This window comes from Salinarimonas sp., from assembly GCF_040111675.1.
In the GTDB taxonomy this organism is placed as follows: Bacteria; Pseudomonadota; Alphaproteobacteria; order Rhizobiales; family Beijerinckiaceae; genus Salinarimonas.
This window is the reverse complement of sequence record NZ_CP157794.1, coordinates 1,628,137-1,640,442: the sequence shown is the minus strand read 5'-3', so window position 1 is coordinate 1,640,442 and position 12,306 is coordinate 1,628,137. Positions and strand designations below refer to the sequence as shown.

The 12,306-nt window shown below is 71.9% G+C and carries 7 protein-coding genes; 4 read left to right on the top strand and 3 right to left on the bottom strand.

Annotation, left to right across the window (positions count from 1 at the left end; genetic code table 11):
- Positions 1-38 precede the first annotated feature (38 nt).
- Positions 39-1,157, bottom strand: a complete 1,119-nt coding sequence (locus tag ABL310_RS07600; RefSeq protein ID WP_349371082.1) for a TRAP transporter substrate-binding protein DctP — start codon at positions 1,155-1,157, stop codon at positions 39-41.
- Positions 1,158-1,219: 62 nt separating this feature from the next.
- On the opposite strand from ABL310_RS07600, the gene ABL310_RS07595 reads away from it, so the two are divergent.
- The 4 genes from ABL310_RS07595 to ABL310_RS07580 all read left to right on the top strand — a co-directional run bounded on the left by ABL310_RS07595 (position 1,220) and on the right by ABL310_RS07580 (position 5,450).
- A complete protein-coding gene (locus ABL310_RS07595; RefSeq protein WP_349371081.1) occupies positions 1,220-2,227 on the top strand; it encodes a fumarylacetoacetate hydrolase family protein in 1,008 nt (335 codons plus the stop codon).
- A 126-nt stretch (positions 2,228-2,353) separates the two neighbouring features.
- Positions 2,354-3,304 carry an MBL fold metallo-hydrolase gene (locus ABL310_RS07590; protein WP_349371080.1) on the top strand — a complete coding sequence of 317 codons (951 nt, stop codon included), beginning with the start codon at positions 2,354-2,356 and terminating at the stop codon, positions 3,302-3,304.
- A gap of 306 nt (positions 3,305-3,610) precedes the next feature.
- Positions 3,611-5,218, top strand: coding sequence for an FAD-dependent oxidoreductase (locus ABL310_RS07585; protein WP_349371079.1), 1,608 nt, complete (start codon positions 3,611-3,613; stop codon positions 5,216-5,218).
- Between the two features lies 1 nt (position 5,219).
- Positions 5,220-5,450: a DUF2783 domain-containing protein gene (locus ABL310_RS07580; RefSeq protein ID WP_349371078.1), complete on the top strand. Its 231-nt coding sequence runs from the start codon at positions 5,220-5,222 to the stop codon at positions 5,448-5,450.
- Between the two features lie 19 nt (positions 5,451-5,469).
- Here ABL310_RS07580 and ABL310_RS07575 read toward each other — a convergent pair whose 3' ends face one another.
- Together ABL310_RS07575 and ABL310_RS07570 are read right to left on the bottom strand one after the other, a co-directional pair.
- Complete coding sequence (locus ABL310_RS07575; protein WP_349371077.1) at positions 5,470-10,077, bottom strand: translocation/assembly module TamB domain-containing protein; 4,608 nt, start codon at positions 10,075-10,077, stop codon at positions 5,470-5,472.
- A complete protein-coding gene (locus tag ABL310_RS07570) occupies positions 10,077-12,029 on the bottom strand; it encodes an autotransporter assembly complex family protein (protein WP_349371076.1) in 1,953 nt (650 codons plus the stop codon). The genes ABL310_RS07575 and ABL310_RS07570 overlap by 1 nt, the downstream gene beginning before the upstream one ends.
- Positions 12,030-12,306: the final 277 nt, after the last annotated feature.

Here is a 12,306-nt window from a genome sequence, read left to right as displayed (position 1 = left end):
CAAGCGAGCGGCGCATGGCCGCTCGCGCCCCCCTGCCCTCACCCGCGGCCGCGGGTGCGGGCCATGAAGTTGTCGAAGGCGAGCTCGTTCACCGGCCACCAGAGCAGCGAATCGGCACGGAACTCGCGGTAGGAATCCCAGGCGCGCTTGAAGCTCTCGTTCTGGGCGGCCGTCTCGTCGTAATAGGCGTTGGCGGCCTCGAGCGCGGCCTCCATCACGTCCTGCGGGAAGTAGCGCAGCTCCGCGCCCGCGGCGACGAGGCGCTTGAGGGCGTCCGGGTTCACCGCGTCGTACTTGGCGAGCATCCAGTTGTTCGCGGCCTCCGCCGCGTGGCGGACGATCGCCTTGTAGTGCGCCGGCAGCGCGTCCCAGCTCGCCTGGTTGAAGATCGCGTGCAGCATCGCGCCGCCTTCCCAGAAGCCGGGCGCGTAATAGTACTGCGCGACCTGGTGGAAGCCGAGCTTCTCGTCGTCGTAGGGACCGACGAACTCGACCGCGTCGATCGTGCCGCGCTCGAGCGCGGGGTAGATGTCGCCCGGCGCGATCTGCTGCGGCACGACGCCGAGGCGCGACATCACCTGCCCGCCGATGCCGCCGATGCGGAACTTGAGACCCTCCAGATCCGCGACGGAATTGATCTCCTTGCGGAAGAAGCCGCCCATCTGCGCGCCCGAGTTCCCGCAGGCGAGGGAGGTGACGTTCATCGGCGCCAGCACGTCGTTGATGATCTCGGCGCCGCCGCCGAAATGCCACCAGGAATGCTGCTGGCGGGCGTTCAGCCCGAAGGGCACGCCGGTGCCGAAGCCCAGCGCCGGCTCGCGGCCGAAATAGAAGTAGACGGGCGTGTGACCGGCGTCGATGGTGCCATTGGAGACAGCGTCCAGCACCTGCAGGCCGCCGACGATGTCGCCGGGCTTGAAGGTCTGGATGGTGAAGTTCCCGTCGGTCGCCTCCGACACCATGCGGGCGAAGGTCTCCATCGTACCGTAGATGGTGTCGAGCGAGTTCGGGAAGCTCGACTGCATGCGCCAGGTCACGGTGGGCTGCGACTGCGCGATCGCCGGAGCGGCGATCGTGGTCGTCGCCGCGGCGCCGACGGCAGTGAGCCCCGCACCCTTCAGGAAGCTTCTTCTCTTGGTGTCGATGGTGCTGGACATCGGCGTATCCTTCTCACGTTTCCCCTGAGGCATAGACAAGCACGAAAGGTGCATCGAACGCCATGAGATTAGCCTCCCTGAAGCACGGCCGCGACGGCCGCCTCGTCGTCGTCTCCCGCGACCTCGCGCACGCGACGGATGCATTTCCCGTGGTCGCGACGCTGCAGGATGCGCTCGACGACTGGGAGCGCATCGCCCCCAGGCTCGAGGACCTCGCGGAAGGGCTCGAGCACGGCGCCGTGCCCTCCTTCCGGTTCCACGAGCACGATTGCGCCTCGCCCCTGCCCCGCGCCTATCAATGGGCGGATGGCTCGGCCTACGTGAACCACGTCGAGCTCGTGCGGAAGGCGCGCGGCGCCGAGATGCCCGAGAGCTTCTGGACCGATCCGCTGATGTACCAGGGCGGCTCCGACGCCTTCCTCGGCCCGCGCGACCCGATCCGCATGGCCGACGAGGCCTTCGGCATCGATTTCGAGGCCGAGATCGCCGTCGTCGTCGGCGACGTGCCGATGGGCGCCTCGCCGGAGGAGGCGGCGCGCGCGATTCGGCTCGTGATGCTGGTCAACGACGTCAGCTTGCGCAACCTGATCCCGGGCGAGCTCGCCAAGGGCTTCGGCTTCTTCCAGGCCAAGCCCTCCTCCGCCTTCTCTCCCGTGGCGCTGACGCCCGACGAGCTCGGCGACGCCTGGGACGGCGGCAAGATCGCGCTTCCGCTGCTCAGCTACGTCAACGGCAAGCCCTTCGGGAAGCCGAACGCGGGCGTCGACATGACCTTCGACTTTCCCCGCCTGATCGCCCACGCCGCGCGCACGCGACCCCTCTGCGCGGGGACGATCGTCGGCTCGGGCACGGTGTCGAACAAGGACGAGGGCGGCGGCCCCGGCCGGCCGGTCTGGGACGGCGGGCTCGGCTATTCCTGCATCGCCGAGATCCGCACCGTGGAGACGATCCGCGAGGGCGCGGCGAAGACGCCGTTCCTGGCCTTCGGCGACACGGTGCGCATCGAGATGAAGGACGAAGGCGGCCATTCCCTGTTCGGCGCGATCGAGCAGGTGGTCGAGAAGGGTTGAGGATGGGTTCCGCTGGGGCGTGGGACGTGCAGGACGAGGCCCGCCGGCCACCGATCTCCTTCCGTGTAGGGGAAGGAGAGGCGCGCCCGACCGCCGGCACGAATTGAAGAGCAAAGGGAGCCAAAGATGACAAAAAGCTTCGCCTCCACCGGCGACATGACGGAGAAGACCGTCACCTTCTCCGAGATCGGCCCGGACCTCTACGCCTACACGGCGGAGGGGGACCCGAATTCCGGCATCATCGTCGGCGACGATGGCTGCATGGTGATCGATGCGCAGGCGACGCCGGCGATGGCGCAGGACGTGATCGCCCGCGTGCGGAAGGTCACCGACAAGCCGATCAAGTACGTGCTGCTGACGCACTACCACGCCGTGCGCGTCCTCGGCGCCTCCGCCTACGACGCACAGGGGATCATCGCCTCCGACCTGACCATGGCGCTGATCCAGGAGCGCGGGCGGCAGGATTGGGAGAGCGAGCTCGGCCGCTTCCCGCGCCTCTTCCGCGGCGCGGACTCCATTCCCGGCCTTACCTGGCCGAACCTCGTCTTCGACACCGAGATGAGCGTCTTCCTCGGCAAGCGCGAGGTGAAGCTCTACCATCTCGGCGCGGGCCACACGGCGGGCGACGTCGTCGCCTGGGTGCCGGACGCGGAGGTGATGTTCTCGGGCGACCTCGTCGAGTTCCACTCCGCCTGCTATTGCGGCGACGCCCATCTGCGCGAGTGGCCGGAGACCTTGAACGGCATCCGAAACGCGGACCCGAAGGCGCTGGTCCCCGGCCGCGGCGACGCGCTGACCGACCGCGCCACCGTGCGCGAGGCGATCGCGATGACCCGCGACTTCGTGCAGACGCTCTACAGCCAGGCCGAGCTCTCCGTCGCGAAGGGCCGCTCGCTGAAGGAGACCTACGACGCCACCCGCGCGGTGATGGACCCGAAATTCGGCTCCTTCGCCATCTACGAGCACTGCCAGCCCTTCAACGTGGCGCGCGCCTTCGACGAGGCGTCGGGGATCGACCATCCCACGATCTGGACCGCAGAGCGCGACCGGGAGATGTGGGCCGCGCTGCAGGGGTGAGCCGCGGGGGAGGCGTCCTCGCCGGACTGCTTGCCGAGCGCTGCCCGACTTCCGTGCGCTGCAGGCGGTGTGTCGGAGGTCGTGATCTCAGGCGTAGAGCGCCGACGGACTCCCCTCTCCCTCGTGGAGAGGGGCCCGGGGTGAGGGGCGTTGCGATCGGTCCGAACGTCGGCGAGGGCAGCCTGCAACGATGACGCAGACAGTCCTGTGCGCCCCTCAACCCCCACCCCTCTCCGCGAGGGAGAGGGGAGTTCGGTCGTGCGTGTCGCCGCGGCCGTGCCGAAATCATGGGAGGATCGGAGTAAAATGGCCAAAAACGCCCGCAAGTCCCTCTACCAGTTCGAATATCGCCGCTCGCCGGACCAGGACGGGCCGACCGCCCGCCGGCCTGTCGTGGTGATCGGCGCCGGCCCCGTCGGGCTCGCGGCCGCCATCGATCTCGCCCAGCGGGACGTGCCCGTCGTCCTCCTCGACGACGCCGACCGGATCGGCGAGGGCTCGCGCGGGCTGTGCTATTCCAAGCGCACGCTGGAGATCCTCGACCGGCTCGGCGTCGGGCGCGCCTGCGTCGAGAAGGGCGTCACCTGGAAGCTCGGCAAGGTCTTCCAGGGCGAGGAGCTGATCTACGCCTTCGACCTCCTGCCCGAGACCGGCCACGAGATGCCGGCCTTCGTGAACCTGCAGCAATACTACCTCGAGCACTTCCTCGTGCAGCGCGCGGACGCGCTCGACAACCTCGACATCCGCTGGCGGAACAAGGTCGTCGGGCTCACCCAGCTCAACGACGGCGCGCGGCTCACGATCGAGACGCCCGACGGCCCCTACTCCCTCGAGGCGGATTGGGTCGTCGCCGCCGACGGGGCGCGCTCGCCCACCCGCGCCATGCTCGGGCTCGACTTCATGGGCGAGGTCTTCGAGGAGCGCTTCCTCATCGCCGACGTGCGGATGTCGGAGGCCTTCCCCACGGAGCGCTGGTTCTGGTTCGACCCGCCCTTCCACGCCGGCCGCTCGGCGCTGCTGCACAAGCAGCCCGACGGGATCTGGCGCATCGATCTCGGGCTCGGGGCCGACGCCGACGCCGAGGCGGAGCAGAAGCCGGAGAACGTGATCCCGCGCATCCGCCAGATGCTGGGACACTCCGACTTCGAGCTCGAATGGGTCTCGGTCTACACCTTCCAGTGCCGCCGGCTCGAGCGCTTCGTGCACGGCCGCGTGGTCTTCGCCGGCGACGCCGCCCACCAGGTCTCGCCGTTCGGCGCGCGCGGCGCGAATTCCGGCGTGCAGGACGCCGAAAACCTCGCCTGGAAGCTCGCCCGCGTGATCCAGGGCCGCGCCCCCGCCGCGCTGATCGACACCTACGACCTGGAGCGCATGGCCGCGGCGGACGAGAACATCGGCCACTCCACCCGCTCGACAGACTTCATCGCCCCGCGCACGCCCCAGGAGATGCGCTTCCGCGACGCGGCGCTGGCCCTCGCTCGGAAGGCGGATTTCGCGAAGCGCATGGTCAATTCCGGCCGGCTCTCGACGCCGACCACGTATCGCGCCTCCCCGCTCTCGACGCCCGACGCCGAGCCCTGGGGCGGGTCCGCCCGCCTCGGCGCGCCGCTTCCGGACGCGCCGATGGCGACGCCCGCGGGCGAGCCGATCTGGCTTCTCGACGCCATAGGCGGGGACGCGGTCGAAATCGTCCTCTCCGACGGACCGCCGCCCGCGCCCGCCCCCGAAGGCGTGCGCCGCATCGTCGTCGGCGCGGACCTGATCGACGTCGAGGGCCGCTTCGCCGAGCGCTTCGACGCGGTGCCGGGCGCGACCTGGCTGGTGCGCCCCGACCAGCACCTCGCCGCGCGCTTCCGCCACGGCGACCCGGACCGCATCGTCGCCGCGGCGCGGCGCATGCTCGGAGAGGCATGACATGAGCGAGACGACGACCGGGCTCGACACGACGAGCCGCCTGCCCGATCCGGACCGCGCCTACCGCGCCCTGATCGACGCCCATCGGGGGCTCACCGACGAGGAGAGCGCGGCGCTCAACACCCGCCTCGTCCTCCTCCTCGCCAACCAGATCGGCGACGAGACCGTGCTCGAGGAGGCGATCGCCCTCGCGAAGGAGGTGGCGCAGAAGCCGGCGCAGGGCGGAGCCTGACGGCGCCGCCCGCGCGTCCTCAATACTCGATCTCGTAGCCCACGCCGACCGACGAGCGCCCGTCGGCGCCGACGGCGCCCTGGAAGCGCAGGCGATCGGTGAGGTCGATGTCGAGGGAGACGCCGGTGTCGTCGGGCCGCGCGCCGGCGCGGATGCCGAGGCGGACGTTGTCGGCGATGTAGCGGCCGACGCCGACGGTCGGGCCGCCCTCCCCCGCGGAGATGTCGAGGCTGTCGACGCCGAGGCTGCGGCGGATCTCCTCGAACAGGCCGGAGCCGCCTCCGGCGAGGCTCGCGATCCCCTGCGCGAGCTGGAGCGCCTGCGCCGCCGAGAGGCCGCCTGCCGCGCGCCCGAACAGGATGCGCGAGAGGATCTCGTCGTCCGGCAGCTGCGGCGTCGAGGAGAGCTCGAAGCGCGGCTGATTCGCGGGACCGCGTACCGCGATCTGCGCCGTGACGTCCCCGGCCTGGGTCTGGGCGACGAGATCGAGCGAGGGCGTCAGCGAGCCTGCGAAGGTGAGCCGCCCGCGGGTGAAGTCGAGCCGCTGACCCAGGATGTCGAGCCGGCCACGGCGCAGGTCGAAGGCGCCGATGGCGTTCGGGTCCCGCGTCGTGCCGGTGAGGCGCAGCTGCCCGCCGAGCTCGGCGTTGACGCCGCGGCCGCGCACGAAGATCTGGTTGAGCGCGTTCACCGTGAGATCGAGCCGCGCGTTGAACGGCGTCGCCGCGCCCGCGGCCTCCCGCGCCGCGCGCTCGCGGGCGAGGGCGAGGCGCGCCGCCGCCTGGGGCGGCGGGCCGACGTGCTCCGTGCCCGGCAGCGGCTCGAGCGTCGTCGGCAGCGTATCGGGGATGGTGACGTCCAGGGTCGTGACGTCGACCGCGCCCGCGATGGTCGGCGTCGTCGCGAGCGGGCCGGTGATGCGCAGGTCGAGATCGGCGACCGCGGTCAAGAGGTCGTTGCCGATCAGCTGCGCGTCGCGGCCCGTGATGGTCAGGTCCGCCGGGAAGCCGCCGCCGAGGCCCACCGAGCCGCCGACCGAGAGGCTGCCGCCGTTCGGCGTCGCCGCCGTGAGGTCGGCGATGCGCACCCGGTCGCCCTCGGCCTCGATCCGGCCGGAAATGCCGCTGAGGGCGATCCCGCGCAGGTCGTCGCGGAAGGCGGCGTTCGCGATCGTGGCGCCGCCGGCGAGGCGGGGATCCGCCAGCGTGCCGCCGACGTCGAGATCGACCTGCGCCTGGCCGGTGAGCTGCTGGCCCGGGTCGAGGAAGCGCGAGAGCGGATCGAGCGCGATCGGCCCCTCCACCGCGAGATCGATCGTCCTTGACGGGTCGAGCGGCACCGAGCCCGAGGCGGTGAGCGTGCCGAGCGGCGGGGCTGCGATGGTGGCGTCGATGGTCGCGCGATCGCCGGTGAGGCGGCCCGAGGCGGTGACGTCGATGGCGGTGATCCCGGCGTCCCGCGCCTGCGCCAGCGAGAGGCCGTCGACATCGACCTGATAGCTCCCCGTCGGCGCGGCGAGCGTGCCGCCGAGATCGGCGGAGCCGGAGAGCGTGCCGGAAATGTCGAGATCCGGCGCGGCGGCACGGGCGAGCGCGAGCGGCAGGCGCGTCGCCGTGACGTCGAGATCGATCTCGCCGGAGGGGTCGAGCGGCACCGAGCCGGTGACGGCGAGGCGCCCGCCGTCGGTGGTAATCGTCGCGTCGACGGTGGCGCGCTCGCCGGTGAAGGAGCCCTGCGCATCGAGCGCGACGCCGGGAAGGCCGGCGCGGCGCAGCTGCGGCAGCGAGAAACCGGACACCGAGAGCGCGTAGTCGCCCTGCGGCGCCGACGGCGTGCCGCCGACGTCGACCGTGCCGTTCACCACGCCTTCGATGCCGAGACCGGGCACGAAAATCTCCGCCGCCGAGAGCGGCAGGCTGGTGATCTGCGCCTCGAGGTCGAGCGCGTCGCCCACCGTGCCGTCCACCGCGACGAAGCCGCCGTTCGCCTGCAGCCGCAGGCCGTCGATGGCGACCGCGCCGTCCTCCAGCGTGATCGTCGCGGCGTCGGCGAGGGAGACGCTGCGGCCGTCGCGGGTGGCGGTGAAGTCCGAGAGCGCGAGGGTGATCGCGCCGTCCTCGGGAACGATGCGGCCCGCGGCGTCGAGGTCGAAGCCCTGCGCCGTGGCGGAGGCGGTGAAGTCGGTCGCCTCCGGCGTGCCGTCGAAGGCGAGGCGGATCGTCTCGAAGGTCTGCCCGCCGGCGACGAGCGCCTCCGCCGTGAGCGTCCCGTCGATGACCGGTGCGCGGAACAGGTCGGCGGCGGTGAGATCGGCGGAAAAGTCGGCGAGGCGCACCTCGCCGAAGCGCAGCTCCGCGCCCTCGGCCGTGACGGAGGCGTTCTGCCCGCCGTCCTCGACGGAGAGCGAGACGTCGGCCTCGAGCGCGCCGGCGAGCTCGGTGAGAAGGAGCGGCGTCAGGTCGGAGAGATCGCCCGCGTCGAGCGTGACGTCGCCCGCGGCGAGACCCGCGTCGCCGATCGTCAGCGCGCCGGCGAGATCGACGGAGCCGACGGTGAGGTCGAGATCGTCCAGCGCGTATCCGCCCGCATCGGTCCGGCTCACCCGCGCCATGCCCTCCGCCGTCTCGCCGGCGACGAGGCCCGACAGCGCCACCTGAGCGTCGAGGTCGCCGGTGAGGTCGCGGCCGGTGAGGCGCAGCGTCAGGCGCTCGATCGGCCGGTCCATGGCGACGACGTCGCGCAGCTGCGCGGTCGCGGCGACGTCGGGCGTCTCCAGCGAGCCGGTGAGGCGCGCCTCGACCGTCGCGCTGCCGGCGGTGATGCGCGGATCGAGCGGCGCCAGCATCGGGATCGTCAGGTCGAGGGAGAGGTCGGCGGCCTCGTCCGTCGCCTGGCCGTCGGCGATGAGCGTGAGGTTCGCGCCGTCCAGCGCGAGATTGGTGAAGGCGAAGCCTCCGGGAAGGAGCTGCGCCGTGCCCGAGAGGCTCGCGCGCGCGCCGAGCAGCCCGTCGAGGGCCGGAACGCCGCTCTCGAAGCCGCCGAGCGAGCCGTCGAGCTGGGCCAGGATCTGCGGGCCGGACGGGTCGCCGCGCAGATCCGCCTCGAGGATCGCTTCGCCGGCGAGCGGCAGGTTCACGAGGTCGGCGAAGGCGGAAAGGTCGGGGATCGTCGCCGCGAGCGTGCCATTCAGCTGGTCGGCCGCAACCACGCCCGCGAAGCTCGCGGACGCCGTCTGCGTCTCGATCGCGGCGGTCTCGACGTCGGCGACGCCCTCGGCGCTGACCTCGCCGCGGGCGACGATCGCCAGCGTCGGGCCGATGGCGTCCTGCAGGGCGGGATCGGTGAAATCGAGCCCCTGCGCGTCCGCGTCGAGGCTGAAGGAGAAGCGCGTCGGCGGGTCGTCCGTCCCGATCGGGGCGGAATCGATTGTGAGGTCGAGGCTGTCGAGGGAGACCTGCGGCGTCGCGACGCCGTTCGCGACGATCCGCCCGTCGACGCGCGGGGCCTGGATCGATCCGCCGATGTCGAGGTCGAGGGCGAGCTCGCCGATCCGCGCTGCGCCGGCCTCGGTGATTCCGCCCTCGGTCGGAAGCGCGCGGCCGTCCACCGAGAGATCGAGCGCGCCCTCCGGCCCGACGGCGCCGCTGACGTCGAGCGCCGCCACGGGCGAGGCGAGGCGCAGCTGCTCGAGCGCGATGCGGCCGCTGTCGCCCACCGTGACGTCGCCCGTGAGCTGCGTCGTGCCCTCGAAGACCGGGGCGATCGCATCCGGCAGGAGGCCGGCGATCCGCGCGGCGAGATCGAGGTCGAGGGCGTAGGCGTCGGCCGTGCGCTCCACCGTGGCGCGGCCCTGCGCGCCGATGGTCGGCCCGGCCTCGAAGTCGAGGTCGGCGGCGAAATCGGAGAGCGGGCCGTCGCCCTGGAGGGACAGCCGCACCGGCGGCAGGCCCGGCAGGTCGAGGAGGCGCGCCATGAGGCCGCCGGCCGGCTCGTCCAGGGTGACGTCGAGCGCGAGCGTGTTCTCGATCGGCCGATAGGCGATATCCGCCTCGAAGGCGCCGGGCTCGTCGAGCCTCTGCGCGGCGAAGTCGAGGGAGAGGCCCTCCTCCGGATCGCCGATCCGCGCCGAGCCCTCGGCGGTCAGCCGCGCGGCCGTGCCGAGCACCGGCTCGCCGAGCACGAGCTCCTCCAGCGCGAAACGGTCGACGTCGACCTCGAGCGGCAGCTCGGGGAAGAGCGGGCCCTGTTCCACGTCCTCCTCGTCGACGTCCTCGCGCTCCGGCAGGCGCTCGACGATCAGCGTGCCGAGCGTCAGCGCGTTCACCTCGAGACGGCGCTGAAAGACGAGCGCCGAGCGGTTCCAGTCGATGGTCGCGCGGTCGAGCGAGAGGAAGACGCCCTCCTCGTCCGAGATGCGGATGTCGCGGATCGTCGCCTCGGAGGAGAGCGCGCCCTCCACCGCGCCGATGGAGATCTGCTGCGTCGGCGTCGAGAGCAGGTTCGAGATCAGCCCCGCGAGAACGCCCTGGTCCTCCTGCGCGCGCAGCGAGGAGGTCGCGACGACCCCGCCGGCGAGCGCGACGCCGATCAGGAGGAGAGCGAGGAGAAACGTACGCAGCCGCGTCATCAGAAGGCCTGCCCGATGCCGAGATAGAGGCCGAAGGCGTCGTCCCCCTCCTCCGGGTTGAGGGGAAAGGCGACGTCGGCGCGCAGCGGGCCGATCGGCGTGTGGTAGCGCAGGCCGACGCCGGCCGCGAAGCGCAGCTCCTCGTCGAAGCTCGGATAGCTCTCGCGGAAGGCCGAGCCGGCATCGACGAAGGGGACGATGCCGATATTGTCCGTGACGCGCAGACGCGCCTCGAGCGAGGCCTCGAACAGCGAGCGCCCGCCGATCGGCTCGCCCGCGAGCTGCGGACCGAGGCTGCGATAGGCGTAGCCCCGCACCGAGCCGCCGCCGCCGGAGAAGAAACGCCGGTTGGTCGGCACCTCGTTCAGCTCGGCGCCCACGATGGAGCCAACCTCGACGCGCCCGGCGATGACGTAGCGCTTCAGCGGGTCGAGCGGGAAATAGGCGGAGACCTCGGCGTCGGCGTAGGTGAAGCCGACGCTCGAGCCGAAGGCCTCGAGATAGGGCGTGACCCCGGCGCGGATGCGGTAGCCCTCGCGCGGGTCGAGCCGCGACAGGGTCGCGTCCTGCACGAAAGCGACGGGGATGCCGACGAGCGTGTAGTCGTAGTCGCCGAGCACGTCCGTGCCGCGGCCGATCTCGTACTCGCCTCCGACCTGGAGGTTGGAACGCTCGCCGAAGCGGTGCCGGATGCCGGCCGTCACGTTGACGAGCTCGGCCGTGTAGCCGGACGTGCGATCGCGCGAGACCAGGGCGTCGGCGAGGAAGTCGTTGCGCGTGCCCCACAGAGCCGGCTTGACGAAGCTCGCCGAGACCTTGCCCCCGAGATCGTCCCACCACTCCTCGTCCGCCGCCTGCGCGCGCGCGCCGGTCTGGGTGAGGTAGATCGCGCTCGCCTCGAGCCGCAGCCGCTCGGCTCCGCCGAACAGGTTGCGGTGCGCCCAATAGACCGTCGCGGCAGGGCCGTCCGACGTGGAGTAGCTCGCCGAGACGCCGAAGACGCGCGGCAGCCGCTCGGACACGACGACCTCGAGCGGCAGGTTGCCGTTCGCGTTCAGCGCGTCCGCCTCGTTCACGCGCACGGCCGAGAGCGCCTCGATCTGCCCGATCGAGCGGCGCATCGAGGCGATCGCCTCGGGCGAATACGGGTCGCCGGGCTCGGTGTAGATGAAGGAGCGGATGACGTAGTCCGGAACGCCCTCGTTGCCGCTCACCGCCACCGGGCCGATGCCGGCGACCGGCCCCGGCGCGACACGGATCGCGAGATCCATGATCCCCTCGGGATGCACGACGACCGGCTCCACCGCCGCGATCTCGGCGAGCGGCCGGGAGGCGGCGCGGTAATAATCGACGATGTTGGCCTGCGCGGCCAGGATCCCGGCGCTGGCGGCGGGGTCGCCGGGCTCGAGGGCGTAGACCCCCTCCGGCAGCGCGAGCGGCGTGCCCTCCGGGCCGAGCACCCGGATCTGGCGCATCCGGAAGATCTCGCCCGTGTCGATCAGCACCCGCACGGGCACGAGCGCCTGCCCGCGGAAAGCGCGCGCCGCCTGGGTCGCCGCCGCGGCGTTCTCGCCGCGAATCGTGAGGGGGACGCCCGCCACCTCGATGCGGACGCGGGCGTTGTAGTAGCCGAGCCCCCAGAGCGCGTCGATGAAGGGCACGAGATCGCTCTGCGCCCGGCGCACCAGCGCCTCGGCGTCCGGCGGCGGGTCGCCGCGCAGGCGGTAGAGGGTCGAGATCGTCTCCAGCGCGTCGTCGACGTCGGCCTCGCCCTCGACGAGGAGGTCGAAAGCGTAGGGCAGCGCCTCGGCGCTCGGCTCGGGCGGCTCCTCGTCGCGGCCGAACAGGCCGAAGAAGTCGAATTGTGCGCGCGCCGGCGCGGCGAAGGCCGCAACACCCGCGGCGGCGAGAAGGCACAGGGCCGTTCCCGCTCGCTTTCGACCGATCCCCATGGCTCGAGACATCCGAGACTCCGCCGCACCCGGCCCGCAACACCGGCGCCGGTTGATAACGCCTGCAGCTCCCCCCGTGAACGCGAAGAGATCACGAAAGCGCGTCCGTGGCAAATCGGGCACGGTCGAGCTTGGCCGTTCGGCGGCTTTCGCGCCGGGCCGGATGGACGCCGTCGCGTAGAGCCCGCGAGGTCTCGAGAAACAAAAGTGAAGAAACGTCGCAGCGCGAAGCGCGAGACCTTGCGGCGGGCGGGAACGGGCGCGCGGCGACGCCCGC